Below are 26,279 nucleotides of genomic sequence, written 5' to 3'. Positions count from 1 at the left end.
AAGGTGGTTTATCATTGCCCATCAAAGCGACTTTACGAATATTTATTAAGATGCTTGCACACAGTTCTCTCGACGCATAAGATTGTTTTACGAATATATCATTTTATCTCATGAATTATTCTAAAAAACTTATTATCTTATACATCCTTGATCTGTGATCGTTTCTCTAAATTTCGCAGATAAAAATCTTTGTCGATCATTTTTACAAAAAAGCCAAGATAAAAAGACATTAAGCTCATAAAGCCTTTTATTTCCGCCATTATGGAGATGGGCGTGTCACAATATAAACGGCAATAAATAGCAAAATAGCAGCAACGAACAACGCAAACCACAAAGCAGGATGTGCTATTACCATAAAGGATAAAAAACCACCGGCCATACTCACCACCGCAAGAACTTTAACAAATGTGGAAATAGCTCTCTTTTCTTCCCATTGCTTAATAGGCGGGCCAAAAATGCGGTGATTATTCAACCAACGATGAAAATGTGGTGATGAACGAGCAAAACACCATGAAGCGACCAATAAAAACGGTACTGTTGGCAGAATAGGTAACATAACACCAACAATACCCAATCCAACCATTATCCATCCTACTATAGCAGTACCAATACGCCAAAAGTGAGATGTCTTAAAATCTTTTTTCATCCTTTATCACTATTTTCCTCTCGATAAGACCATTATGTATTCTTCTACTTTTCAAACGCTTTAACACACAATTATTCTCCAATATCTATTTTGTTCATAAACACATTTCTTGTGATAATTTTTCTAAAGTGCAAAACAGCTTACGCAATATGATGATCATTTAAAATTTTTCAAGGAAACAGCATAAACTTTTAAGTAAACCGAAAACAAAAAGGCTGCAGAATAAATCAATACAGCCTTTTAACTACGAATGCAGCGTTGGGGGGGGAGAATACATACTGCACCCATCCGCTAGACATTAGGAGGAAAACAGTCTAGCAGCGTGCTTTCTAGTTAAAACAAACATGAGAGACAACTCATAAAAATGTATGGCTGATATGCATAAATTGGTATACTTAGATTTTTTGAACCCTGATCTGACGAAAGAAAATCGATATAAAAATAGCCATAAAAATTAGCGTTAAAATCAACACAATTGTGGAAGCAGAATCAGAACCAACAAATAAGCTTAGATAAATTCCTAAAAAACCAGAAAAAGCTGCAACAAACACAGCAATTACCAACATAAAAGAAAACCGGTTCGTGATAAGATAAGCAATTGCTCCTGGCGCTATCAATAAAGAAATAACAAGAACAATACCGACAGCCTTTAAAGCTGCAACGATTGTAAGAGAAATCATCGTTAAAAGAGTATAGTGGAGAACAGATATTCGTAATCCCATTGCACGACCTTGAACAGAATCAAAAATATACAGCATAAAATCACGCCATTTTGCAACTATAATAAAAGTAACAATAGCAGAAATAACCGCTGTCTGCGTAATATCAAGCCAATTAACCCCTAAGAGATTACCAAACAGAATATGATTTAAATCAAGGCTACTATAAATAGAAGTTGCCAAAACAAGTCCTAAACCAAACATCGATGAAAAAACAACACCCATTACCGTATCTTGTTTGATACGGCTATTGCTCCCTAAAAAACCGGTCAGGAGAGAACAAATCATACCGGCAATAAAAGCTCCACAAGCAATCAAAGACATTGTAATATTCTCTGGACGCATATGCTGAAACCAAGCAAATGGCAAAGAAGCCAAAAATGTTATCACCAATGGCGTTGTCATATAGCCGACAACAACACCAGGAAAAACCGCGTGAGAAATTGCATCTCCTAAAAGTGCCCATCCTTTCAAAATAAGAAAACAAGAAAGCATCGCCATTGGAATAGAAAGGATCATAACAATAAGCATGCCCTTAAGCATAAAAGAAAACTGAAAAGGAAGTAGTAATTGATCAATCATAATAACATCATACTTTTTTTGCTGCATTGATACGTAAACGTGCAATAATAAAACCGTGTTTAGGAGCAAAAATAAAAGCTAAAATAAACAGAAATGCTTGAAAAAGTACAACAACACCACCTGTTTGCGCATTCAAAAAATAACTCACATAAACACCTAACACGCTTGTGAATGTCCCAATCACCACTGCAATAACCAGAACATTCACAAAACGGTCACTTAAAAGATAGGCTGTTGCTCCAGGTGTCACAACAAGACAAATAACCAAGAACGCTCCCACGGTTTGCATAGCGGCAACAGTACAAGCGGCAAGCAGTGTGAAAAAAAGAATTTTTAAAAACTTTACATTTAATCCAATAGCACGCGCGTGCGTTTCATCAAATAAAGAAACGAGGAGATCTTTCCATTTCAAAAGCAATAAAAGCAAAGAAAAAAAACCAATAAAAGCTAATTGTATAATATCTGATGAACTGACTGCTAAAATATTTCCTAACACAATCGTATCAATATTAACAGCCATAGGTTTTAATGATTTAAGAAATAATCCAAAAGCAAAAAAAGAAGAAAAAATGAGACCAATAATGGTATCTTCTTTCAGTTTTGTCCGGTGGTTAAAAAACAGCATCGCTGCTGCTGCAAGGCCACCAGAAAAAAAAGCTCCAAGCGAAAAAGGTAATCCTAAAAGATAAGCGCCTGCTACACCAGGAACAATCGAATGAGAAAGCGCATCACCAATGAGCGACCAGCCTTTTAACATCAAAAAAGCGGAAAGAAAAGCACAAACACATCCAACTAATCCCGAAACCCACATCGCATTAACCATATATTGATAGCTCAGTGGTTCAAGCAACCAAGAAATCATGCGACATGCTCCATTCTTTGAATATTCTCACGCATTCCAGACTGTTGTTTCCCCATGAAAACCTCATTTTTTTTTGCATCTTGAAGATCAAAAATATGATGATGCAAAGCACCACCAAAAGTTTTCTCAAGATTTTCTTTTGTAAAGACAGTTTCAGTTAACCCAGAATCCAAAACTGTGCCCTTTATTAAAACCGTGTGATCACAAAATTCACGAACAGAACCCAAATTGTGCGTAGAAACTAATATCACAGCCCCTTCTTTACGAAGATCTTGTAACAAAGCAATAATTTTATCTTCTGTTGTGACATCAACCCCTGTAAATGGCTCATCTAATAAAATAGCTTTTGCCTGCTGTGCAAGAGCACGTGCTAGGAAAACACGCTTCTTCTGCCCACCAGAAAGTTCACCAATTTGACGCTTGGCAAATGCCAACATATCAACACGTTCTAATGCAACACGTACAGCTTCATAATCCCGTGCCCGTGCATAACGAAAGAAATTCATGTGACCATAGCGTCCCATCAAAACAACATCTTCAACCAGAACAGGAAAATTCCAATCAACATCTTCACTCTGAGGAACATAAGCAATAAGATTTTGCTTCAAAGCCGTGTCAACAGGCAAATCAAAAATGCGAATTTTTCCTTTTGAAGGACGCACAAACCCCATAATAGCTTTGAATAATGTCGATTTGCCTGATCCATTTACGCCTACCAACGCTGTAATAGAACCTGTTGGGCTCTCAAAATTTACTTCGCGTAAAGCTGTGTGCCCATTACGATAAGTTACAGTTACCTCTTGAGCAAATATCCCAGATTTCGTCATTGGCCTTTTACTCCCTCTAATAAGGCATTACTAATGCGCTCGCTTGTGACACGTAATAAATCGATGTAGGTTGGGACCTCACCATTCTCCTCACTTAAAGAATCAACATAAAGAACACCACCGTATTTAGCCCCTGTTTCTTTCGCAACTTGTTTAGCAGGTGCCGGAGAAATAGTGCTTTCAGAAAAAACTGCATGAATATTGTGTTTACGAACAATATCAATAACATGCTTAACCTGCTGCGGTGTCCCTTGCTGATCAGCATTAATTGGCCATAAATAAAGTTCTTTCAGGTCAAAATCACGCGCCAAATAGCTAAATGCACCCTCACTCGTTACAAGCCAACGTTTGTCTTGAGGAACCGCTGCCAATTCAGCCCTGATGGGTTCAATTGTTGCACGAATCTTCTGCTTATAAATTTCGGCATTTTCTTTATAAATAGCAGCATGTTCAGGATCGTATTTTACAAAAGCATCACGAATATTATCAATGTAAATTAGAGCAGAGATCGGTGACATCCATGCATGGGGATTTGGCTTACCACTAAAGGGACCTTCACCAATTTTAATTGGTACAACGCCTTCTGACACAACGACACTTGGAACATCCTTGATATTTTGAAAAAACTTTTCAAACCAAAGCTCCAACTCTAACCCATTCCACAATATAAGATCTGCTCCCTGCGCGCGCATAAGATCACGAGGTGTAGGTTGATATTCGTGAATTTCAGCACCTGGTTTTGTGATTGATTCAACATCAGCAGCTTCACCTGCTACATTCCGCGCCATATCAGCAATGATGGTGAATGTTGTAACAGCTTTAAACTTACCAGCACACAAAGCAAAATTGGGTGTAAAAAAAATAATACTCCCCAAAACTATGGTAAACAATGTTTTTATGTTCATTAATATTCGATCTTCTCTTTCTTTCATAGTTTCCCCTATTTATTGCGAATGATTTGCATTACCATTTAGCATTAACAGTTATCTTTCATATTGGCAATGAAGGATTATGAGAAAAAATAAATTTTAAAAATGTTGAAAATATTCTTTCTCACCTTGAAAAAGACTTATGACTTAAAGAGCACTACTGTGGTATAATTTTCTTTCAAAAAACTCTATGGCTCTTAAATGGCAAAAAAATAAGGGAGCACATAAAAATGCTCCCTTTTTGTAAAATAATCCAAGAGAAGATAAGAATATTCAGCAGCGCAAACAGGCGTCTGTCTGCTTCGTGACATTTTCCACTATCTTTAAGGTAAGCACTTCTAAATCTTCATCCGTGAGAGTCCGTTCCATGGGCTGAATAGCAACTTCAATCGCAACAGATTTTTTATCTTCACCAAGGCTGGGATCTTCAAAAACATCAAAAATCTGTACGGAATGAATAAGTTTTTTATCCGCTCCACTTGCAGCACGTACAATAAGAGAGGAGGCAACTTTTTTATCAACTACAAATGCAAAATCACGCCGCACCATTTGAAAAGGGGATACTTTCAATGGAGAGCGACTTTTGATTGCTTTTTTCTTTGACTCTGGAATTTGATCAAGAAAAACTTCAAAACCACATACAGGTCCACTGACATCTAATTTTTCCAATGTAGCGGGATGAAAAACGCCAAAAAAACCAAGAATAATCTTCGATCCAAGCTTTATGACGCCCGAACGACCAGGATGATACCAATCAGGTGCTCCAGCTTCAATTTGAACTCTGTCAATATCTACGCCGCATGCTTCTAAAACAGCTAATGCATCTGCTTTTGCATCAAAAACATCAACTGCTGCCGCATTTGCATTCCAAAAGCGCCCAGCCCCTTCAAACTGTTCTGTTCCACGACGAATACCGCCCGCAACATGTTTCTGCTTATCAGGAGTATCGCCCTCGTAGATGCTGGAAACCTCAAACAAAGCAAGATCTAGAAAACCACGATCCGCATTTCGCTGTGCCGCCATCAGCAAACCGGGTAAAAGAGAAGGACGCATAACCGACATATCAGCAGAAATAGGATTGACTAATTGAAGCTGTGCTTGGCCGCCTCCAAAAGCTAACGCCTGTTTTTCCGAAATAAAAGACCAGGTTACCACCTCCTTCATACCGCGATGCGCCAAAGCCAAACGTGTGATACGTGAACGAAACCGTAAATCTGTTAAAATTTGACTGGTTCCCTCTGCAAAACTTTCCAATGGAATAGGCTCAATTTTATCCAACCCATAAATCCTCATCACCTCTTCCACTAAATCAGCTTTACCGGCAATATCAGGGCGCCATGTCGGTACTTGAACCGTAACAATATCTCCTTCTCCTTCAACACAAAACCCAAGCTTTGTTAAAATCGCCACGACTTGTTCACGCTCTATTTGCAAATATGTTAAACGTTGAATTTCAGAAAAAGGAAATACAATCTGTTTGACTTCTGGTTGATGATAACCAACGATTCTCGTTTTTGACACTTCACCACCGCAAAAGCGTAAAGACAATTCTGTTGCAATTTCAAGACCGGTTTTCATAAAAGCTGGATCAACACCCCGCTCGAATCGATAACGAGAATCACTGATAAGGCCTAATGAACGCCCCGTCTGTGCAATGCTCTTTGCGTCCCAAAGTGCTGACTCAATAATAACGCGACGCGTCGTCTCATTACAGCTTGTTCTCTCACCACCCATGATACCGGCAATTGAAATAATCCCCTCTTCATCGGCAATGACACAATCTTTAACACCCAAATTATAGATTTTTCCGTTTAGTGCGTGAAGCTGTTCACCTTCACGAGCACAACGTACATACAAATTGCCTTTAATTTTATCTGCATCAAAAACATGAAGTGGACGACCAAGATCAAAACTTATGTAATTGGTCATATCAACCAGGGCATTAATCGGTCTCAAACCAATTGCACTTAAACGCTGTTGTATCCATTGTGGAGATGGCCCATTTTGAACATTTCGTACCTCACGCCAAGCAAAACCTAAACATAATGGCGCGCTTTGTGCAAAATCTAAAGAAACATCAAGCGATGTTTCAAAAGAAGTGTCAAATTGTGGTAAGGATAATTCTTTTAATTGTCCAATTCCAGCGGCAACAAGATCACGGGCAATACCACGAACACCCGTGCAATCAGAACGATTAGGAGTCAAACCAATATCAATGATCGGATCATCTAAACCTGCATAAGCTATAAATGAACTTCCAATAGGTGCATCTTCTGGAAGTTCAATAATTCCATCATGCTCACTTGATAGTTCAAGCTCTGCTTGTGAACACATCATTCCAAAACTTTCAATACCACGAATTTTACCTACCGATAGCGTTACGTCAAGTCCAGGTACATAAGTGCCAGGTAATGCAAGAACACCAATAAGCCCAGCGCGTGCATTTGGTGCCCCACAAATAACTTGCAGAGGTATACCAGCCCCCGTATCTACCGACAAAATCTGAAGTTTATCTGCATCAGGGTGTTTTACTGCCGTTAAAACTTTTGCAATGACAAAACCTTTTAAAGAAGAACGGTCATCAACATGATCAACCTCAAGGCCTATCGCCGTTAGTTTATCACAAATTTCATCCAAAGATGCATCTGTTTCTAAGTGATCTTTTATCCACGACAATGTAAATTTCATTTTAAAACCTCATATGAAAACTGTGATAAGATCACACATTGCTTAAGCCGGAAAAAAAGCAGGCATATCAAAACAGCGAAAACCATAATGATTTAACCAACGCAAATCAGCGTCAAAAAAGGCGCGTAAATCAGGCATACCATATTTCAACATGGCAATGCGATCAATGCCCATGCCCCACGCGAAACCTTGATATTCATTGGGATCTAAACCAACATTCTTTAATACATGAGGATGTACCATTCCACATCCTAAGATTTCTAACCAACCCTCTCCTTCCCCGAACTTTACCTCTGATCCAGAACGATCACATTGGATATCCACTTCCATAGACGGTTCAGTGAAAGGAAAAAAAGAGGGACGAAAACGCATCTTTACTGAAGGAACTTCAAAAAAAGCTTTACAAAAAGTCTCATGGAGCCACATCATATGGGCAATGGTAGAGGTTTTATCAATTACAAGACCTTCTACCTGATGAAACATAGGTGAATGTGTTGCATCCGAATCCATACGATACGTTTTTCCAGGAATAATGATACGTATTGGTGCTTTTTGTTTTTCCATCGTACGAATTTGTACAGGAGATGTATGGGTACGTAATAATTTTCGCTTTCCTGCGTCATCAACATCAAAAAAGAAAGTATCATGCATTTCGCGCGCTGGATGACCCTCAGGAAAATTCAATGCCGTAAAATTATAATAATCCGTTTCAATATCTGGTCCCTCTGCAAGGGAAAAACCCATTTTTGTATAAATGGCTATAATTTCTTCAATAACCTGTGAGACAGGATGAATGCGCCCTCGTTCTACAGGTGAAGAACGTACAGGTAGAGTTATATCAACCGCCTCACGAGAAAGGCGTGCATTCATTGCCTGGCATTTCAGAAGATCACGCTTTTGCGTCCATAATTCTAAAATGCGATTTTTTATCCCATTAAGAACTGGTCCGACTTTTTGGCGCTCTTCAGCATCCATTTTTCCTAATGCCTTTAATTTTTCAGATATGCTGCCTTTTTTGCCTAATGCCGCAATACGCACTATTTCAAGTGCCTGTTCATCACTAGCTGCCTCTAAAGCTAAACAAATTTCTTGTTCCAGACGCTCAATGTCTCTCATATCTTTGCCTACTTTTCTTGAATAGAAAAAACCCGCACTAGCAATAAACCAGTACGGGAACCCGAATAAATAAATGCTTTAAGAAACACGACTGGCTTATTTGACAGCGCCTTCAAAAGCATTAGGCGTTGTGTTTTTCAGATATTCCAAAGCCTTCTTTGCAGAAGAAACTAAAGCAGAAAATGCTGCCTTTTCGTGAATCGCTATATCTGAAAGAACTTTACGATCAACCTCGATACCCGCTTTCGATAAACCATCAATAAAGCGCCCATAAGTTAAGCCCTCTGCGCGAACAGCCGCATTAATTCTCTGAATCCACAAAGCGCGGAAATTACGCTTTCTATTTTTGCGATCACGATAAGAATACTGTTTTGAACGATCTACCGCCGCCTTTGCTGCACGAACGGTATTTTTACGCCGACCGTAAAAACCCTCAGCCTGTTTCAGAACTTTTTTGTGTTTAGCGTGCGCTGTCACACCTCTTTTTACACGTGCCATGTAATACTCTCCTAAAAATCAAAAGCGTCAGATTTAAAAACCATTCGGCAAATAATAGTGCATAACTTTTCTGGCATCTTGTTCACACAAAAGCATTGTTCCACGTGCATCGCGAATAAATTTATTCGAACGTTTAATCATACCATGACGTTTACCGGCAGCTGCAACCTTAACTTTGCCTGACGCAGTGATTTTAAACCGCTTTTTAGCGGATGATTTGGTCTTCATCTTGGGCATTTTGCTACTCCATACAATTTCATTCATTAACAACTTTAATTTATTAAAGAGAATTTACTGACTCAAGCGGACCGACGCTTGAACAAGCATTTAAACAGCCACGGCATGCCCTGCCGGGCGGTTCTAACAGCTTTCTCATAAGCTAGTATACAGAAAATAGCAAGAGTGTATCAAAAAAAAATGGGAGCTCCATTGCCTTGAACTTCAACCAAAGGCGCTGGAATTGCATTTGTTTTGATTGTTGCTTTACAGAGATCAGCAATAATACATCGTGTACATTGTGCTTTACGCGCTTGACAAATATAACGCCCATGCAAAATGAGCCAATGATGCGCATGACGAAGATAATGGATCGGTATAATCTTGAGCAACTTTTCTTCGACAATTTCTGGTGTTTTGCCAGGTGCTAAACCAAGACGGTTCCCCAGGCGGAAAATATGCGTATCTACTGCCAGTGTAAGATGACCAAAAGCAACATTCAAAACAACATTCGCCGTTTTACGCCCCACTCCAGGAAGGGCCATAAGTGCTTCACGCGTATTAGGCACTTTACCGCCATAGTGATCAATTAAAAAGCTACAAAGCGCATAAACATTACGCGCTTTAGCACGCCAAAGACCAATCGTACGAATGTAACGTGCAATCTCTTCTTCTCCTAATGCTACCATCTTTTCTGGTTGATCCGCGAGGCGAAATAATTCTTGTGTTGCTTTATTAACACTCGTATCTGTTGCCTGAGCCGAAAGAACAACCGCAACCAAAAGAGTAAAAACATTGGTATAGAAAAGATCACTCTTAGGTATCGGACGTTGAACAGAAAAACGGCGAAATATTTCTTCAATTTCATCTTCTGCATACAATATTCCAGAAGATTCTTGCGTCTTTAACAATTTTATTGCTTTTTGAGTCATTGAACTCTCTCTATCTGCTCTCTTGAAGTTATCATCCACACTCGCCATATGAGGGGAATGCAGCAAACACTTTTTAAGAGCTTGGTCAAACAAAACCGCTTTGAAGAGGAATTTCACAATGACACATGTGACGCCTTTCTCCAATCCCTTTCTTTTAGGATTTGAAACGGTAGAAAAAATACTGCGACGTATTGGTAAAGCTGATGAAACTTATCCAGCTTATAATATTGAGCGTTTACACAAAAACAACAATGCAAACCATATACGCATAACTTTGGCAGTTGCTGGATTTAAAGTCAATAATCTCAACATCTTGCTCGATGACAATCAACTGATCATTCATGGCAAGCAAACAGACAATCAAAATCACCAATATCTGTATCATGGGATAGCGGCTCGCCAATTCCAACGGACCTTTGTTCTCGCTGAAGGAATACACGTTACAAATGCCGAGTTGAAAAATGGTCTTTTATCAATTAATCTACATCAACCAAAATCAAAAAAACAAATAAAACAGATTCCGATTAAAGTCAGTAGTGATGAGTCATAAAAATCAAGGCGTAAAGGAACAATGAAATGGGAGAGCATAAACAAAATGTGTCGTTGCATAACACGTCTTACTTTGAGGCAGGGCAGATCGCTTATTTAAAAAAAGTTTGTACAGACGATCTTGCTAAAAACTTTCCAGATCTTCCACCAATGACCCCAGGCATTACAATATGGGCTCTTTTTGGTGAGACAGGTTATCCAATTATTTTATCTGATGAACGCTCTATCGCTCTTGCAGGAGCTGATGAGCATGAGCTACAAATTGTAACTCTACACTAGATTGTTTCATAAAAAATCATTGGGTATCCTTACAAATTTTGTCGACCATGCCTGAGAAAGTGTGGTATTGTAGTTTTTTATGAATAAATTGGAAAAAAATCATTCCAGTTTCAGAGATACTGTAACTGCTTTAATCAAAAAGTGCGATCACACTTAACTCCACGCTCTCTCTTATAGGTATAGGTTATCAACCTTTTTGTATGGTAGTATCTATTCTTTTTTCACTTTTACACTCTAGTGTTTGGCTTTTATAAAGAAAGAGCTTTTCTGATTGGTGCTATTTTGTATTATTCTGTTAGCAATCTTTTAGATTGAACGTGTTACCTCTTAATCTTACATTTTCTGTTTCACAAAAGTTTGTTGAAAAAAACCTTTTCGTTATGTTCTCAAATGCATTGAAAGAATTTTCTGTTATATGGATTTATGTAATTTGTCTGATCAAAAAAGCGACAGCTGCTTATTCTGCTTATGAGAAATTCCGTCCTTAAGCCAATTGCGAATCAACTCAATTTTTGATCATGTATTCTGATAATCTTTCCTACCGCCGCCCACATGCTTTTAATTGCTGATCGTATTGTCTAGACATTCTTGCCATACGCTGGGCAGCCTGTACAAGTGCACTACTCACTCGCTCCTTACTGCGCGCATACCCACCATGCCCCATATGATAATTTAAATAAAGGTTATATGCATCATCAAACCTCACACCATTACGCTGAACAGTTTGGCGATGGTACCAAGCAACAAAATCAGCGGCATCTGCAAAATTCGTACGCCGTGCAAAAGACCTTCCTGTAGAGCGGAGATACATTGCCCACGTGCTGTCAAGCGCTTGAGAATAACCATAAGCTGTCGATCGGCGCTTCCAGGGAATAAAACCAAGCAATTTTGTGCGTGGAGGACGTGCATTATGACGAAAACTCGATTCCATATTAATGGTTGCAAGAATAATAGGCATAGGAATCCCGTAGCGCATTTCTGCTCTTTTAGAAGCCTTTCCCCAATTATCAAAAAAACTGTCTTTTTGAGCTAAAACGGCACAAGCATTGTTTGTATAAATCGGGACAGTTGTGGCACAACCTTCCAGCAGAAACACCAATGCCCCTAAAAACAAAAGGTGTCGCATATTCTTTCTTCCTCTCATTAAAATAATGAGGTATGGGTACTAAAAAATCATTACCAATCCATAAAGGGTATAACTATATCAATAATACTGAGAATCTTGTCTTACTCCTCATCAACAAAACACAATGTTTGTGACTGAACAGATGTTGTCATTGTCGTTGGTTCAGAATTATTGTCCTTTAATTCAAAATTTTCAATGCGGTTAGCCCGTTTCATAATTTTGGAAGATGATATTAAAATTCCCTCTATATCTTCACCTGCTTTGTAAAAATGCTTCTGTAATGCACGAACACGGCTATCCATTCGTCCAAAATCTTCCATTAATTTTGCTACTTCTGACTGAATCAAATTCGCTTGTTCACGCATCCGTGCATCTTTCATAATGGTTTGTACAACCTGAACAGAAAGCATCAACAAAGATGGTGATACAACGATCACATGTGCGCGGTTGGCTTTTTGTACCAATGGTTCAAAATCCTCATAGATTGTGGCAAAAATAGATTCCGATGGCACAAAGAGAAAAGCAGTGTCGTATGTTTCTCCAGGAATTAAATATTTTTGTGCAATATCACGAATATGAACTTCCATGTTGGTACGAAATTGGCGTTCTGCCTCTTGACGTTCTTGAGCTGTCATTGCTTTACGCATAGCATTCCAGGCTTCTAGAGGAAATTTAGCATCAACAACAAGAGAAGGTGCTTTATTGGGCATATAAATGAGACAATCTGGCCGCTTTCCATTTGAGAGAACGGCCTGAAAAGCATAAGCATTTGCTGGTAGAGCATCGGCAATAATTGCTTCCATCCGTCCTTGACCAAAAGTACCACGCGTCTGTTTATTGCTTAAAATAGCCTGTAGCTGAACAACTTGACCTGTAAGTGACTGGATATTATTTTGTGCTGCATCAATCACCGCTAAACGCTCTTGTAAACGATTTAAATTTTCATAGGTTGATTTGGTCTGTATCTGAAGCGTTTGACCCAAATTGGCTGTCATCCCATTGAGCTGCTCACTTAGTGACTTATTCAATTCAGCCTGTCTTTGACCAAAAATTTCTGCCATGGTTTGCATCCGTCCTTGCATTTCAGCTTGTGTTTTGAGTAATGCAGTTATCTGCATTTGTGTTTCACGGGCGCGTTCAGCAGCTTCTCTTTGCCAGAGTGCTTTTTTCCGATGAGAATGTATCAACATCAAAAATACTAAGCAAAAAATTACCAGTAAAAACAAAGCACTTAGTTTAACAAAAGACTCATCAGCGAGCATGAAAGAAAAAAACGAATCAAACATGGAAAATAATATAACGCTCTTAATATAAAAAAGCGCAAGATTCATTATTCAATATTGACCCATAACAAAGCATTGATTAAGCTGTGCTTATGCCGATTAAACCTTTAGTTATTTTACCAGACCCGATTTTGCGGGAAGTGTCTAAACCTGTAGAGCATGTTGATTCAGCTGTTCAAACCCTTGCTGATGATATGGTGGAAACCATGTATCATGCCGGAGGTGTTGGTCTTGCTGCTATTCAAGTCGGTATACCTCTACGCATGTTGGTCATAGATGTCTCTGGGAATGATACCCCGAAAAATCCGCTTGTTATTATAAACCCAGAAATCTTATGGCTTTCAGATGAGCGCAATATTTACAAAGAAGGCTGTCTCTCTATTCCTGAATATTACGCAGATGTGGAACGTCCCAAACGCCTCTGTGTTCGCTATATAGATCGCGAAGGGAAACAAACAGAAATAGAAGCAGATCATCTTCTAGCCACTTGCTTACAGCATGAAATGGATCATTTAGATGGTCGTCTTTTTATTGACTATATTTCAAAAATCAAACGCGATATGGTAATACGAAAATTTAAAAAACGCGCAAAAGAAAACAATACACAGGAATCAGTTTTGTAATGGCATTACGGTTAAGTTTTATGGGAACACCTCATTTTTCTGTTCCCATTTTACATGCTTTGTTAGACGCAGGCCATGAGATTGTAGCTGTTTACAGCCAACCTCCTCGCCCAGCAGGGCGTCGTGGTCTTAAACTGATCCCTTCAGCGATTCAAAATGCAGCACAAGAAAAATCCATTCCTGTATTCACGCCCCAAACACTGAAAACAACTGAACAGCAAGCACAATTTGCAGCACTTTGTGTTGACGTTGCTGTTGTTGTTGCTTATGGACTCCTCTTACCGAAACCTATCCTTGAGGCACCACGTTTTGGTTGTTTTAATGCACATGCTTCACTCTTGCCACGTTGGCGTGGCGCTGCACCTATTCAGCGTGCAATTATGGCTGGTGATAAAGAAACAGGGATGATGATTATGAAAATGGATGAAGGACTTGATACAGGACCTATCGCTCTCTCCCATTCCATCCCTATCACCGATACCATGACCGCCTCTGAACTTTCAGATAAACTTTCACATATAGGTGCAAAACTTATGGTAGAAGCTCTCTCAGCTCTTGAAAAAGGTCAGCTTAAACTTACCCCACAACCAGATAACGACGTAACCTATGCCTCAAAAATCACAAAGGAAGAGACCCGCATTGATTGGACAAAATCTGCAGAATGTATTCACAGATATATTCGTGCACTTTTGCCCTATCCTGGTTGCTGGTGTAACATGATTATCGGTGAAAAAGAAGAACGCGTAAAAATTCTTGGAAGCCGCTTAACAACAGGTCCTTCTCTTGAAATTGGTCGAATAGAACCAGATTCTTTGATTATCCATTGTGGACAAGGACGTCTTGAAATCACCCATCTCCAAAGATCTGGTGGTAAAATTCTTGAGAATGCAACCTTTTTGCGAGGCGCTCATATCTCTGCTGTTTTTTAAAATGCCACGTTTTAAACTTACTCTTGAATATGATGGATCAAATTATGCTGGCTGGCAACGTCAAGTAGGGCTTCACACTATCCAAGGAGCTCTTGAACAGGTACTTTTTAGCTTTTGTGGCCAACAATTAACCATTACGACAGCAGGTCGAACTGATGCAGGTGTACACGCTACAGGACAAGTTACACATGTTGATTTTGAAAAAAGTTGGCCGACGTATACTGTTCGTGATGCACTCAATGCATATTTACAAAAACAAGGTGAAGATATTGCAATCTTGAATGTAGAAAATGTTTCTGATAGCTTTGATGCAAGATTTTCCGCAATCAAACGCCATTATCTTTTTAAAATTCTCAATCGCCGCTCGCCACCAGCTCTCAATGCCAAACGCGTGTGGTGGTTGCCAAAACCCCTTAATGCGCAAGCCATGCATGAAGCAGCCCAAAAACTTGTAGGAAAACATGACTTTACAACTTTTCGCTCAGTACATTGCCAAGCCAAAAGTCCTATCCGTACTCTTGAACGCCTTGATGTTCAAAGAGAAGGAGAAGAAATTTTTCTCTATGCACAAGCGCGTTCTTTTCTTCATCATCAAATCCGTTCATTTGCAGGGAGCCTTATGGAAGTTGGTATTGGGCGCTGGACGGCTCAAGATCTTGAAGCAGCTCTTCACGCTAAAGACCGTACACGTTGTGGTGTTGTCGCACCCCCTTCAGGGCTTTATTTGACCAAAGTGGAATATTAACTATCTTGCAAAGTTACTTCTTCAAAAGTGATTAAGGAAGTGTATGAAAAGCACAAATTTCTTCAAAAGCTTCAGTTGCTGTATCGACAAATTTTACCAAATCAACATCGGAAGGAGAGATAGTACCTTGCGCTGACAAATAATCAAAATTGACCACTTTGTTCCAAAATTCTTTGCCAAAAAGTAAAATCGGAACTTGTTTCATCCGTCCTGTCTGTATTAAAGTTAATGTTTCAAACAACTCATCTAGAGTACCAAACCCTCCAGGAAAAACAGCTAATGCTTTCGCCCGCATGAGAAAATGCATTTTACGCATCCCCAAATAATGAAAATTAAAACATAAATGTGGTGTCACATAAGAATTAGGCTCTTGTTCATGCGGTAAAACAATATTTAAACCAATCGTTGGTGCATCAGCATCAATGGCACCACGATTTCCCGCTTCCATTATCCCTGGTCCTCCCCCTGTGACAATCACAAATTCACGATACTCGGTTGTGGCAGAATAGCGTGAACACAAACGTGCAAATTCTCTTGCCTCATCGTAATAATGCGACATACTATGCAAATTTTTCTTTTGCGTTTCATTTTTTGCTGCCCACGCTTCTTGCTCAGGCGCAGGAATACGGGCACCACCAAATAAAACAACGGTTGATTGAATACCATATTCTTGAAGCGTTAATTCTGGCTTTAAAAACTCAAGACCAATACGTTGTGAACGTAATTCAGGACGCATCATAAATTCTTGATCAATATAAGCCAAACGATAAGTAGGGGAACGCATTTGTGCTGAATCAGAAACTTTTTTTACCTGTTTTAGGGCATCTTTCACATGAGTCAGTGGCACCCAATTTTTTTGTGCTTCTTCTCTTTTTTCTTTATAGCCTTTTTTCATACACCTACCCTACTTTCTCTTCTTTATCGTTTTGTTGACTGAAAATATTTCTTCGCGTAGATCATAAAGGATAAATCTTGAAGCTTTCAACTTATTTAATGGAATCTTAATCATGACGCATCTCACAAAACTTGAAATGATTATTGAAAAAACATTTGAAGATCGCAATTCTATCAATATCAACACAAAGGGTGAAATTCGTGAGAGTGTCGAACATGCATTAAACCTTCTCGATAAAGGTGAAATCCGTGTTGCAGAACGTCAACAAAATGGACAATGGCATGTTCATCAGTGGTTGAAAAAAGCTGTCCTTCTTTCTTTTCGCCTCAATCCTATGCGTATCATTTCCGGTGGAGTCAATGAAACATATTGGTGGGACAAAGTTCATTCGAAGTTTTCTGGTTGGCAAGAAGCTGACTTTCAAAAAGCCGACTTCCGATCCGTTCCTGGAGCAATTGTACGCCACTCTGCTTATATTGCACCAAACGTCATACTTATGCCATCCTTTGTGAATCTCGGGGCTTTTGTTGATGAAGGTACAATGGTTGATACATGGACCACCGTTGGTTCTTGTGCACAAATTGGTAAACATGTTCATCTTTCTGGTGGTGTTGGAATCGGAGGCGTTTTAGAACCACTACAAGCAAATCCAACTATCATTGAAGATTATTGTTTTATCGGTGCACGATCTGAAGTCGTTGAAGGTTGCATTATCCGTGAAGGCGCTGTTTTAGGGATGGGAGTTTTTATTGGAAAATCCACAAAGATTATTGATCGTACAACAGGTGAAATTTTTACAGGCGAAGTGCCTCCCTATTCTGTTGTTGTTCCAGGTTCTCTCCCCGGAAAACCACTGCCAAATGGTGAAGCAGGCCCCAACCTTTATTGTGCTGTTATCGTAAAACGCGTTGATCAAAAAACACGAGAGAAAACATCTATTAATGATCTTTTACGTGATTAAAAAATATTCTTTAACAATCCCAAGCAATCAACAAAATACAAAAGTATACTCAATTAAGGGAGTAACCTCCATTTTTTTATTATTTGTTCATTTTAAGTGCTTGAATAAAAGCTGACTGTGGAATTTCTACTTTTCCGAATTGGCGCATACGTTTTTTACCTTCTTTTTGCTTTTCTAAAAGTTTTCGTTTACGCGTGACATCACCTCCATAACATTTCGCCGTTACATCTTTACGCAAAGCACGAATTGTTTCACGCGCAATGATTTTACCACCAATTGCTGCTTGAACTGGAATTTGGAACATATGCTGGGGAATAAGATCCTTTAGTTTTTCACACAGTGAACGCCCACGTTTTTCTGCAATAGTGCGGTGCACAAGCATTGACAATGCATCAATAGGCTCTCCATTCACCAAAATAGACATTTTAACTAAGTCGCCTTCCATATAATCCGTTATCTGATAATCGAAGGAAGCATAACCCTTTGAAATTGATTTTAAACGATCATAAAAATCAAAAACAACTTCATTGAGCGGCAAATCATATGTCACCATAGCACGCGCCCCAACATAGGACAAACTAACCTGTCTCCCTCGACGTTCTTGGCAAAGTTCTAAAACTGATCCAAGATAGTTATCAGGAGTCATTATTGTCGCCCTAATCCATGGTTCTTCGATAGAAGAAATTTTGATAATATCAGGCATATCCGCTGGATTATGGAGTTCTTTCACAGTACCATCATTCATATTCATGCGGTATACAACTGAAGGTGCTGTTGCAATTAAATCCAAATTAAACTCGCGCTCTAACCGCTCTTGAATAATTTCAAGATGGAGAAGCCCTAAAAAACCACAACGAAAACCAAACCCTAAAGCCGCTGATGTTTCCATTTCAAAAGAAAAACTTGCATCATTTAAGCGCAACTTCCCCATAGCTGCACGCAAATCTTCAAAATCGGCTGCATCAACTGGAAAAAGTCCACAAAAGACAACCGGCTGAGCTGGTTTAAAACCCGGCAATGCCTCTTCACAGGAGCAGCGTTCTTCCGTAATGGTATCACCAACCCGTGTATCAGCAACTTCTTTGATAGAAGCAGTTATAAAGCCAATCTCTCCAGGCCCTAATTCATCGACATGAATCATTTTTGGTGTAAAAACTCCAACCCGTTCAACTGGATATTTTGCCCCGGTCCCCATCATGCGAATGGTTTGACCTTTTTTCAATACACCATCAATTATTCGCACCAAAACGATGACACCAAGATATGTATCATACCAGCTATCAACCAACATCGCTTTTAAAGGCTTGTTTACTTCACCAGTATGGGGAGGGGGTAATTGTGCGACTATTGCTTCTAAAACATCAGAAATACCTAAACCTGTTTTTGCTGATATTTCTACTGCTTGAGATGTATCAATACCGATGACATCTTCAATTTGTTCTTTTACACGCTCAGGTTCTGCAGCTGGAAGATCAACCTTATTGAGTACAACAACCAATTCATGAGAATTATCAATAGCTTGATAAACATTCGCCAATGTTTGCGCCTCAACGCCTTGGCTCGCATCCACCACCAACAGTGAACCCTCACAAGCTGCTAGCGATCGGGAAACTTCATAAGCAAAATCTACATGACCAGGCGTATCAATAAGATTTAAAATATAGGTTTCACCACTCTTTGCTTTATAGTGTAAACGTACCGTTTGTGCCTTAATCGTAATGCCACGTTCACGCTCAATATCCATAGAATCGAGCACTTGCTCTTTCATCTCACGTGTCTCAAGCCCTCCTGTCATTTGAATCAAACGATCAGCTAAAGTCGACTTCCCGTGGTCTATATGGGCCACTATGGAAAAATTACGAATATAATTACGATCTATTGTCATACAGGCGATTTAGCAAAGAATAGTACAAAACGCAAAGACCAATTGTACCCCTTTGAAAACCTTTCAAAAGAATATAAATGAAAAAAGCTTTTTCAAACACAACTTCGCATAGCATAAAAAATGAGGCTTTTATTTGCTAAACACAATCTCAATGATTAGAACTATTCAAATGCTCTTCATTTTTTCATACGCGCTGACCTTATCACTCATATATTCTTGTATTATGAGCAATGCATATAACGCCTCCACTTGCGATTAAAATTCACAAAAAGCACTGTTTTGCCTTTGCGCGCAGTAACCAGCTTGTTTTATAAATTTTATATAAAATCAAAAACTCGATACCGAAACCAATGACTTTCTCAACTGTCAAAACTTTAGAGATGTATTTTCTTGCGTAATATTCTTGTAAAAAAGTACGTATCTTCTAAAAGATTCCTTTTCTTTTTTCTTAAAGATGAAAAAACATCAAAAAATTACTTAATTTCATTAAAAAAACAAAATGATATTTCTTCCAACACAAATATTATGTGGTAAAATTACGACAAAAGAGATGTAAAGCTAATCAATTTTTTTAGTTACTTTAGCTTTCTTACGCCATTGTGAAAGCTGGAATTCAGCCACTACAATCCCAATCAGAATAAGTAATCCCCCCAATAAAGCTAAAGGAGACAAACGCTCACCAGCTAAACGACCGACAATACCAGCCCATACAGGTTCACCTGCATAAATGAGTGTTGCACGCGTAGGCGAAATAGACTTTTGTGCCCAATTCATTGCCAATTGAATGATGGCACTCATCAAAGCCAATCCTATACCAATATTCAGCCATACCCACGAAAATTCAGGAATGCTTTCACCCATCAAAGGCATACAAAAAAACGAAAAAAGACCGCTAAAAAATAACTGTACAATTGTTACGCGCCGGCTATCAACACTGCTGGCAAAAATGCTGATGAGTATAACTTCTCCTGCAATTGCTAAAGCGCCTAACAAAGTCAGAATTTCACCTTTTGAAAAATCAAGACTTCCTGGCTTTTGTCCAGAGATAAAGACCAAACCAATAAAAGCAAAAATAATACCAATCCAACAGGCTAAACGGGGTGGCTTTTTAAAAACAATCCATTGTAATATTGGAACTATCGGAACATAAAGCGCCGTAATAAAAGCTGACTGACTACTAATAATCGTTTGAAGCCCCATCGCTTGCAAAGCGTAACCCAAAAACATTCCTAAACCAATAGCCATTCCAGCAAAAATCTCATAAACAGTTATACTTTTCATAGAGCGCCAAAAAATTGTCCCACATATAAGTGATGCAACAATAAAACGAAATCCAACAAAAAAGAGAGGACCGCTATAACGTACCGCGATGTGAATGACTAAAAATGTAATACCCCACAATATTGTTGCAAAAAATAAAGCGAGTTCCGGCTTGCTTAAGAAAGAGTGTTTCAATCGTTTTATATTAATCATGAAAGTTTTCTTCCTCCAATTTCTCTGTATGCCTTATGAAACAATAAGCGTTCCAGCTCCTTGTTCAGTAAACAGTTCTAGCAATACAGAATGGGGAGTCTTGCCATTTAAAATAGCAACACCTTCCACACCATTTTGAAGGGCTTTCATACAAGTCTCTACTTTTGGGATCATACCCCCTGAAATTGTTCCATTTTTGATAAGGTTTTCTGCTTCAAAAATTGTCAATTCTTTTAAAATTTTACCCTGTTTATCTAAGACACCAGGAACATCAGTAAGAAATAAAAGACGTTTAGCCTCTAATGTACCAGCAATGGCTCCAGCAAAAATATCAGCATTAATATTATAGGTTTTGCCATCGCGACCTGGAGCCACAGGAGCAAGAACTGGAATCATCTCAGAGCACGCCAAAAGATCCAATAACGTACGATCAACTTCCACAGGTTCACCAACAAATCCTAAATCTAAAACACGTTCAATATGCGAATCGGGATCAATGACAGTTTTATAAGCCTTTTCAGCAAAAACCATATTGCCGTCTTTGCCACATAATCCTATCGCCCATTCACCCTCAGCATTGATGAGAGCAACAATCTCCTTGTTTATGGAGCCTGCCAAAACCATTTCCACCACTTCAACGGTCCGCTCATCAGTTACGCGTAAACCGTTTTCAAACCGTGATTCAATCCCCATTTTTACCAAAATTTCAGCGATTTGAGGACCTCCTCCATGAACAACGACGGGATTGATTCCCGATTGCTTTAACAGAGCGATATCTCGCGCAAATGCCCGCCCCAAAGCAGGATCACCCATAGCATGACCGCCATATTTTACAACGACCGTTTCATTTTCATATTTTTGCATATAAGGTAGAGCAGACGATAAAAATGCTGCTTGTTTTTCAAAGACATCTGTAACACCACTTTCAACATCATCCATCAAAAAGCCTCCTCATCACTTTTACCTACCCTTAGTGGAACTTAGGAAAAGCGCAAATAAATTTTAAAACAAGTTTTACTTTATCCATCCCCCCTGAAAAACATTCATTTTCCTTTAAATTATCACAAAAGTAATAACGAGATGAGACAAAAGCAGCTTTCTTAAAAAGAATTACTATCTAAAAATCAAACAAAATAGGTGTACAAAACATCATTATCTTATGACATCATATCTAAAACCTGGAAGCAGAATTCAGAATAATTTCCAAACCACGCCGTACACTTAACTCACTAATTTTACCCTATGGATCTTTAAAAATGAATACAAATATATATAATCATTGATTTTATAAGATAAAAATAAAACCCTTCTATAATGACGAAATAAAGTGCCATGTCGCCAGTATAGAGCTATATCAGAAAATTTCTAGCACAAATACAGTTCTGTACCTCTAGACCATACAAAATTCCTTGAAGAGAGCTATAAAATCATTCAATTTTTTCTTCTGTTCATTATAACTCTAGTATCTGAAACCATCTACAGATAGCAACAGAAAAGTACCTAGCCTTTCCCTCTTCAAAAAAGAAAAATGTTCATTCTTCCAAAAATTGTGATGCACATTCGTTAATTTTTTCCCGAGATATTTTCAAAAAATTCTTTCATACGTGAAAAAAAACCATGCGATTGTGGTGAATTCTCATGATTTGAAAGCTTCTCAAATTTTTGCAATAATTCGCGTTGCTCCTGTGTCAACTTTTGTGGTGTTTCAATAGTGATATGAATATAAAGATCGCCCCTTTCTTGCTGACGGCGCAACATGGGCATTCCTTTTCCTCTCAAGCGGAATTGACGCCCATTTTGTGTACCTTCTGGAACCTTAACGCGCGTTTTGACACCATTAAGGTCAGAAACCTCAAATTCACCTCCTAAAGCAGCTGTAACCATTGAAATAGGAACACGACAATGAAGATCTGCCCCTTCTCGCTGAAAAAACTCATGAGATTTAATGGAAAGAAAAATATAAAGATCACCGCTAGGACCACCACGAATGCCAGCATCTCCCTCACCAGAAAGACGAATACGCGTACCATCTTCAATGCCAGCTGGAATATTCACACTCAATGAACGGTTTTTTTCTACCCGTCTTGTCCCCTGACATTTTGGGCATGGATCCGTAACGGTTTCACCACGTCCATGACATGAAGGACATGTTCGTTCAATAGAAAAGAAACCTTGTGCAGCACGCACACGACCAGATCCATGACAAGTTCCACAAACTTGTGGCTTAGAACCCTTTTTCGCACCTGATCCTTCACAGGTATCACACGTAACCGAACTTGGAATATTAATTTGTGCCGTTTTTCCTGAAAACGCTTCTTCCAAAGTCACTTCCATATTATAACTTAGATCAGCACCACGCTCGCGGCCATCACCACGTTTGCGATGCACCCCTCCCATGATTTCACCAAAAAAATCTTCAAAAATATCGGCGAATCCACCACTTGCGGTAAAACCACTAAAGGGATTTGCTCCCTCGCGGCCATTCCCTTCAAAAGCCGCATGGCCAAAGCGATCATAAGCAGCACGTTTTTGAGGATCTTTTAAGACTTCATAAGCTTCACCAATTTCTTTAAATTTTCGTTCTGCTTCTTTATTTCCTGCGTTGCGATCAGGATGATATTGCATTGCCAACTTACGAAAAGCAGATTTCAACTTTTTATCATCACATTCGCGAGTCACGCCAAGAACTTCATAATAATCTACTTTCATCATGTATTCCTGATAATTTTCTGTCATCCATCTTTATGAATAATATTTGCTTCCAATTTATATTTTTAGCAAAAAAGTTGCAACTTATCCCATATAACAAAGCCCAGCCTTATATTTCAAAGGCCGGGTTTATTAAGTGATCACCACATTTGCTTACATTATTTCTTCTTGTCATTAATTTCTTCAAAATCAGCATCAACCACATCATCATCCTTTGTATCTGTTTCAGTGTTAGCTGTTGCTGTTTGTGAAGCTTCATACATAGCCTGTCCAAGCTTCATACTCACTTCTGCTAATTTCTGCATTTTTGCTGTTACTTCTTCAGTATCAGAACCATCAAGTGCAGATTTCAAATCAGATATTGCAGTTTCAATTTGGCTCTTATCTTCAGCTGATACCTTATCACCATATTCTGTTAGCGCTTTTTCAGTTGAATGGATAAGAGCTTCTGCTTTATTTCTCGCCTCAATACTTTCACGGCGCTTTTTGTCTTCAGCCGCGTGTTCTTCTGCATCTTTCACCATTTTTTCGATGTCGGTATCACTTAAACCACCTGATGCTTGAATACGAATTTGATGTTCTTTACCAGTTCCTTTATCCTTAGCAGAGACATTGACAATACCATTCGCATCAATATCAAAAGTAACCTCAATCTGAGGCATACCACGCGGTGCTGGCGGAATACCAACAAGATCAAATTGAGCTAGTAACTTGTTATCGTTGGCCATCTCCCGTTCACCTTGGAAAACACGAATAGTCACAGCGCTTTGATTATCATCAGCTGTTGAAAAGACTTGTGATTTTTTAGTTGGGATAGTGGTATTGCGTTCAATGAGTCGTGTAAAAACTCCACCCAACGTTTCAATACCCAAAGATAAAGGTGTTACATCCAAGAGCAATACATCTTTTACATCGCCCTGCAATACACCACCTTGGATGGCAGCTCCCATCGCTACAACTTCATCAGGATTAACGCCTTTGTGTGGATCCTTACCAAAGAAGCTACGCACAACTTCTTGAATTTTAGGCATACGTGTCATGCCACCCACTAGAACAACTTCGTCAATCTCACCAGCTTTTAGCCCTGCATCTTTCAATGCGGCTTTACAAGGCTCGATAGTACGCTGCACCAAATCATCAACGAGCGATTCAAATTTTGCCCGAGTCAATTTCATTGTTAAGTGCTTGGGACCAGATTGATCTGCCGTAATAAATGGCAAATTAATTTCCGTTTGTTGTGAGGAAGAAAGTTCAATCTTTGCTTTTTCTGCCGCTTCTTTTAGGCGCTGCAACGCTAATTTATCATTTTTCAGATCAATGCCTTGTTCTTTCTTAAATTCATCGGCAAAATAACCGACTAATCGCATATCAAAATCTTCACCACCTAAAAAAGTATCTCCATTGGTCGACTTAACTTCAAAAACACCATCTCCGATTTCCAACACAGAAATATCAAATGTACCACCACCAAGATCGTAAACAGCGATGGTTTTTCCGTCTTTTTTATCCAAACCATACGCTAAAGCAGCAGCTGTCGGCTCATTGATAATCCGCAAAACCTCAAGCCCAGCAATTTTACCTGCATCTTTGGTAGCCTGACGTTGGGCATCATTAAAATACGCAGGAACTGTAATAACCGCTTGCTCAACTTTTTCACCAAGATAAGACTCCGCCGTTTCTTTCATCTTTTGCAAAATCATAGCGGAAATTTGCGATGGAGAATATTTTTTACCCGCTTCTTCAACCCACGCATCACCATTATCGCCTTTGATAATTTTATAAGGTACAAGTGCTTTATCTTTTTCAACCATGGGGTCATCAAAACGGCGACCAATCAAGCGTTTAACCGCAAAAACCGTGCCTTCAGGATTTGTAACCGCTTGTCGTTTAGCAGGTTGCCCAACAAGCCGTTCTCCCCCATCAGTAAAAGCAACAACAGAAGGTGTTGTCCGCGCTCCTTCTGAATTTTCAATAACCTTTGCGTTTTTGCCATCCATAACAGCGACACAAGAGTTCGTTGTCCCCAAATCAATACCAATTACTTTTGCCATATTATAATCTCCATTTCAGCAAGCTACCTCAACCTTCATCAAGCATTTTTTTAAGACAGCTCCTCATAACACTTAAAGGCCGCATCTCACTTCAAATTATACAAACAATAAACTTCAAGTCACAACAAGCCTTTCTGCTCCGTATATAAGAACAGGCTCTTATCGCTACAAGAGAATAACGAGAGAAACATTCTCAAAATAAAATTTTTCTTTTAGAATAGGCATTTTACTTAGACGTAAATACCATCTCTACTGAGGATATGAACATCATAGCATATCTTTCTTACAATGTTCATAATGATATATCGATCTATAAAAATTGGGAAAATAAAGATTATAACCACACATCTCTCCTCGGTTTCTCACAACCACACGAGATCCTGATAGGAAGACCCTCTTATAATATTGCCACAAGCAAGTGGCTTACACCACAAATATCACAACCATTTTTAGCTAAACCTCTATAATGAATACCAATCTTTATACATCAACAGATGTTGATGTATTTTACATCACTTACTTATGACGTTAAACATCATCTTTTTAAATATATTATTTATGAGGATATCTTCTTGTTAACCTATCCTTAATAATTCCATTTTTGAGTTCTTAATTGCTCTTTGAAAGACACGTTCTGAATACATCCAACATGACCTTTTCTTTAATATATATACGAAATTTGCAAAATATCCTAAGGCTGCCTTCTTCGCCTTGAAATGGACTGCTCCTTTAAATCAGATCTATGCCCTTCTATCT

General features: G+C 38.9%; 24 protein-coding genes. 6 read left to right on the top strand and 18 right to left on the bottom strand.

Annotation, left to right across the window (positions count from 1 at the left end; translation table 11 throughout):
• Nucleotides 1-259 precede the first annotated feature (259 nt).
• The 10 genes from J7R07_RS03605 to nth all read right to left on the bottom strand — a co-directional run bounded on the left by J7R07_RS03605 (nt 260) and on the right by nth (nt 10,015).
• Entirely contained in the window at nt 260-646 is a 387-nt protein-coding gene (locus J7R07_RS03605; protein WP_208435569.1) for a YbaN family protein, read from the bottom strand.
• Nucleotides 647-1,041: 395 nt separating this feature from the next.
• On the bottom strand, nt 1,042-1,947 hold the full coding sequence (locus J7R07_RS03600; RefSeq protein ID WP_208435568.1) for a metal ABC transporter permease: 906 nt from the start codon (nt 1,945-1,947) through the stop codon (nt 1,042-1,044).
• A 7-nt stretch (nt 1,948-1,954) separates the two neighbouring features.
• Complete coding sequence (locus J7R07_RS03595; RefSeq protein ID WP_246464837.1) at nt 1,955-2,809, bottom strand: metal ABC transporter permease; 855 nt, start codon at nt 2,807-2,809, stop codon at nt 1,955-1,957.
• Nucleotides 2,806-3,636, bottom strand: a complete 831-nt coding sequence (locus tag J7R07_RS03590) for a manganese/iron ABC transporter ATP-binding protein (RefSeq protein WP_208435567.1) — start codon at nt 3,634-3,636, stop codon at nt 2,806-2,808. The genes J7R07_RS03595 and J7R07_RS03590 overlap by 4 nt, the downstream gene beginning before the upstream one ends.
• On the bottom strand, nt 3,633-4,541 hold the full coding sequence (locus J7R07_RS03585) for a metal ABC transporter substrate-binding protein (RefSeq protein ID WP_208435566.1): 909 nt from the start codon (nt 4,539-4,541) through the stop codon (nt 3,633-3,635). The genes J7R07_RS03590 and J7R07_RS03585 overlap by 4 nt, the downstream gene beginning before the upstream one ends.
• A 297-nt stretch (nt 4,542-4,838) precedes the next feature.
• Nucleotides 4,839-7,253: a phenylalanine--tRNA ligase subunit beta gene (gene pheT / locus J7R07_RS03580; RefSeq protein WP_208435565.1), complete on the bottom strand. Its 2,415-nt coding sequence runs from the start codon at nt 7,251-7,253 to the stop codon at nt 4,839-4,841.
• Nucleotides 7,254-7,295: 42 nt separating this feature from the next.
• Complete coding sequence (gene pheS / locus J7R07_RS03575) at nt 7,296-8,369, bottom strand: phenylalanine--tRNA ligase subunit alpha (RefSeq protein ID WP_208435564.1); 1,074 nt, start codon at nt 8,367-8,369, stop codon at nt 7,296-7,298.
• Between the two features lie 96 nt (nt 8,370-8,465).
• Nucleotides 8,466-8,867, bottom strand: a complete 402-nt coding sequence (gene rplT, locus J7R07_RS03570; RefSeq protein WP_208435563.1) for a 50S ribosomal protein L20 — start codon at nt 8,865-8,867, stop codon at nt 8,466-8,468.
• Nucleotides 8,868-8,900: 33 nt separating this feature from the next.
• Nucleotides 8,901-9,104, bottom strand: a complete 204-nt coding sequence (gene rpmI / locus J7R07_RS03565) for a 50S ribosomal protein L35 (RefSeq protein ID WP_208435562.1) — start codon at nt 9,102-9,104, stop codon at nt 8,901-8,903.
• A gap of 170 nt (nt 9,105-9,274) precedes the next feature.
• Nucleotides 9,275-10,015 carry an endonuclease III gene (gene nth, locus J7R07_RS03560; protein WP_208435561.1) on the bottom strand — a complete coding sequence of 247 codons (741 nt, stop codon included), beginning with the start codon at nt 10,013-10,015 and terminating at the stop codon, nt 9,275-9,277.
• A gap of 118 nt (nt 10,016-10,133) precedes the next feature.
• Between nth and J7R07_RS03555 the strand changes: the two genes are divergently transcribed.
• Both J7R07_RS03555 and J7R07_RS03550 read left to right on the top strand, forming a co-directional pair.
• On the top strand, nt 10,134-10,565 hold the full coding sequence (locus J7R07_RS03555) for an Hsp20 family protein (RefSeq protein ID WP_208435560.1): 432 nt from the start codon (nt 10,134-10,136) through the stop codon (nt 10,563-10,565).
• A 26-nt stretch (nt 10,566-10,591) separates the two neighbouring features.
• Nucleotides 10,592-10,843 (top strand): BQ00720 family protein, encoded by a 252-nt coding sequence (locus tag J7R07_RS03550; protein WP_208435559.1) that lies wholly within the window; start codon nt 10,592-10,594, stop codon nt 10,841-10,843.
• A 538-nt stretch (nt 10,844-11,381) separates the two neighbouring features.
• On the opposite strand, the gene J7R07_RS03545 is transcribed toward J7R07_RS03550, so the two are convergent.
• Complete coding sequence (locus tag J7R07_RS03545) at nt 11,382-11,969, bottom strand: transglycosylase SLT domain-containing protein (RefSeq protein ID WP_208435558.1); 588 nt, start codon at nt 11,967-11,969, stop codon at nt 11,382-11,384.
• 101 nt (nt 11,970-12,070) lie between these two features.
• Nucleotides 12,071-13,255: a DNA recombination protein RmuC gene (locus J7R07_RS03540; protein ID WP_208435557.1), complete on the bottom strand. Its 1,185-nt coding sequence runs from the start codon at nt 13,253-13,255 to the stop codon at nt 12,071-12,073.
• Nucleotides 13,256-13,344: 89 nt separating this feature from the next.
• Here J7R07_RS03540 and def point away from each other — a divergent pair, with 89 nt between their 5' ends.
• Genes def through truA form a run of 3 tightly spaced genes read left to right on the top strand, consistent with a single transcriptional unit; the run spans nt 13,345 to nt 15,549 of the window.
• The gene (gene def / locus J7R07_RS03535; protein WP_208435556.1) at nt 13,345-13,875 is read left to right on the top strand and encodes a peptide deformylase; all 531 of its coding nucleotides are present in this window, start codon (nt 13,345-13,347) and stop codon (nt 13,873-13,875) included.
• Nucleotides 13,875-14,804: a methionyl-tRNA formyltransferase gene (gene fmt / locus J7R07_RS03530; RefSeq protein WP_208435555.1), complete on the top strand. Its 930-nt coding sequence runs from the start codon at nt 13,875-13,877 to the stop codon at nt 14,802-14,804. The genes def and fmt overlap by 1 nt, the downstream gene beginning before the upstream one ends.
• Nucleotide 14,805: 1 nt before the next feature.
• Nucleotides 14,806-15,549, top strand: a complete 744-nt coding sequence (gene truA / locus J7R07_RS03525) for a tRNA pseudouridine(38-40) synthase TruA (RefSeq protein WP_208435554.1) — start codon at nt 14,806-14,808, stop codon at nt 15,547-15,549.
• A 31-nt stretch (nt 15,550-15,580) separates the two neighbouring features.
• On the opposite strand, the gene J7R07_RS03520 is transcribed toward truA, so the two are convergent.
• The gene (locus J7R07_RS03520) at nt 15,581-16,444 is read right to left on the bottom strand and encodes an LOG family protein (protein ID WP_208435553.1); all 864 of its coding nucleotides are present in this window, start codon (nt 16,442-16,444) and stop codon (nt 15,581-15,583) included.
• 112 nt (nt 16,445-16,556) lie between these two features.
• Here J7R07_RS03520 and dapD point away from each other — a divergent pair, with 112 nt between their 5' ends.
• Entirely contained in the window at nt 16,557-17,405 is an 849-nt protein-coding gene (gene dapD, locus J7R07_RS03515; protein ID WP_208435552.1) for a 2,3,4,5-tetrahydropyridine-2,6-dicarboxylate N-succinyltransferase, read from the top strand.
• Between the two features lie 79 nt (nt 17,406-17,484).
• On the opposite strand, the gene lepA is transcribed toward dapD, so the two are convergent.
• From lepA to dnaK, 5 genes are all read right to left on the bottom strand, one after another.
• Nucleotides 17,485-19,290 carry a translation elongation factor 4 gene (gene lepA, locus J7R07_RS03510; protein ID WP_208435551.1) on the bottom strand — a complete coding sequence of 602 codons (1,806 nt, stop codon included), beginning with the start codon at nt 19,288-19,290 and terminating at the stop codon, nt 17,485-17,487.
• Between the two features lie 558 nt (nt 19,291-19,848).
• Entirely contained in the window at nt 19,849-20,763 is a 915-nt protein-coding gene (locus J7R07_RS03505; protein ID WP_208435550.1) for a DMT family transporter, read from the bottom strand.
• Between the two features lie 33 nt (nt 20,764-20,796).
• The gene (gene argB / locus J7R07_RS03500) at nt 20,797-21,702 is read right to left on the bottom strand and encodes an acetylglutamate kinase (RefSeq protein ID WP_208435549.1); all 906 of its coding nucleotides are present in this window, start codon (nt 21,700-21,702) and stop codon (nt 20,797-20,799) included.
• Nucleotides 21,703-22,326: 624 nt separating this feature from the next.
• Nucleotides 22,327-23,472, bottom strand: coding sequence for a molecular chaperone DnaJ (dnaJ, locus tag J7R07_RS03495; protein WP_208435646.1), 1,146 nt, complete (start codon nt 23,470-23,472; stop codon nt 22,327-22,329).
• A 158-nt stretch (nt 23,473-23,630) separates the two neighbouring features.
• Nucleotides 23,631-25,523 carry a molecular chaperone DnaK gene (gene dnaK / locus J7R07_RS03490; RefSeq protein ID WP_208435548.1) on the bottom strand — a complete coding sequence of 631 codons (1,893 nt, stop codon included), beginning with the start codon at nt 25,521-25,523 and terminating at the stop codon, nt 23,631-23,633.
• Nucleotides 25,524-26,279 lie beyond the last annotated feature (756 nt).

This window comes from Bartonella phoceensis, from assembly GCF_902825145.1.
Classification (GTDB): Bacteria; Pseudomonadota; Alphaproteobacteria; order Rhizobiales; family Rhizobiaceae; genus Bartonella; species Bartonella phoceensis.
This window is presented reverse-complemented; position numbering and strand designations above follow the sequence as displayed.

Bases quoted from the DNA above. Each gene is read 5' to 3' on its own strand.
- dapD (WP_208435552.1), top strand. From the start codon at position 16,557: ATGACGCATCTCACAAAACTTGAAATGATTATTGAAAAAACATTTGAA.
- J7R07_RS03605 (WP_208435569.1), bottom strand. From the start codon at position 646: ATGAAAAAAGATTTTAAGACATCTCACTTTTGGCGTATTGGTACTGCT.
- J7R07_RS03540 (WP_208435557.1), bottom strand. From the start codon at position 13,255: ATGTTTGATTCGTTTTTTTCTTTCATGCTCGCTGATGAGTCTTTTGTT.
- J7R07_RS03520 (WP_208435553.1), bottom strand. From the start codon at position 16,444: ATGAAAAAAGGCTATAAAGAAAAAAGAGAAGAAGCACAAAAAAATTGG.
- argB (WP_208435549.1), bottom strand. From the start codon at position 21,702: ATGGATGATGTTGAAAGTGGTGTTACAGATGTCTTTGAAAAACAAGCA.
- J7R07_RS03545 (WP_208435558.1), bottom strand. From the start codon at position 11,969: ATGCGACACCTTTTGTTTTTAGGGGCATTGGTGTTTCTGCTGGAAGGT.
- J7R07_RS03595 (WP_246464837.1), bottom strand. From the start codon at position 2,809: ATGATTTCTTGGTTGCTTGAACCACTGAGCTATCAATATATGGTTAAT.
- pheT (WP_208435565.1), bottom strand. From the start codon at position 7,253: ATGAAATTTACATTGTCGTGGATAAAAGATCACTTAGAAACAGATGCA.
- rplT (WP_208435563.1), bottom strand. From the start codon at position 8,867: ATGGCACGTGTAAAAAGAGGTGTGACAGCGCACGCTAAACACAAAAAA.
- dnaK (WP_208435548.1), bottom strand. From the start codon at position 25,523: ATGGCAAAAGTAATTGGTATTGATTTGGGGACAACGAACTCTTGTGTC.
- J7R07_RS03505 (WP_208435550.1), bottom strand. From the start codon at position 20,763: ATGATTAATATAAAACGATTGAAACACTCTTTCTTAAGCAAGCCGGAA.
- fmt (WP_208435555.1), top strand. From the start codon at position 13,875: ATGGCATTACGGTTAAGTTTTATGGGAACACCTCATTTTTCTGTTCCC.
- lepA (WP_208435551.1), bottom strand. From the start codon at position 19,290: ATGACAATAGATCGTAATTATATTCGTAATTTTTCCATAGTGGCCCAT.
- J7R07_RS03550 (WP_208435559.1), top strand. From the start codon at position 10,592: ATGGGAGAGCATAAACAAAATGTGTCGTTGCATAACACGTCTTACTTT.
- rpmI (WP_208435562.1), bottom strand. From the start codon at position 9,104: ATGCCCAAGATGAAGACCAAATCATCCGCTAAAAAGCGGTTTAAAATC.
- def (WP_208435556.1), top strand. From the start codon at position 13,345: ATGCCGATTAAACCTTTAGTTATTTTACCAGACCCGATTTTGCGGGAA.
- nth (WP_208435561.1), bottom strand. From the start codon at position 10,015: ATGACTCAAAAAGCAATAAAATTGTTAAAGACGCAAGAATCTTCTGGA.
- truA (WP_208435554.1), top strand. From the start codon at position 14,806: ATGCCACGTTTTAAACTTACTCTTGAATATGATGGATCAAATTATGCT.
- J7R07_RS03585 (WP_208435566.1), bottom strand. From the start codon at position 4,541: ATGAACATAAAAACATTGTTTACCATAGTTTTGGGGAGTATTATTTTT.
- pheS (WP_208435564.1), bottom strand. From the start codon at position 8,369: ATGAGAGACATTGAGCGTCTGGAACAAGAAATTTGTTTAGCTTTAGAG.
- J7R07_RS03600 (WP_208435568.1), bottom strand. From the start codon at position 1,947: ATGATTGATCAATTACTACTTCCTTTTCAGTTTTCTTTTATGCTTAAG.
- dnaJ (WP_208435646.1), bottom strand. From the start codon at position 23,472: ATGAAAGTAGATTATTATGAAGTTCTTGGCGTGACTCGCGAATGTGAT.
- J7R07_RS03555 (WP_208435560.1), top strand. From the start codon at position 10,134: ATGACACATGTGACGCCTTTCTCCAATCCCTTTCTTTTAGGATTTGAA.
- J7R07_RS03590 (WP_208435567.1), bottom strand. From the start codon at position 3,636: ATGACGAAATCTGGGATATTTGCTCAAGAGGTAACTGTAACTTATCGT.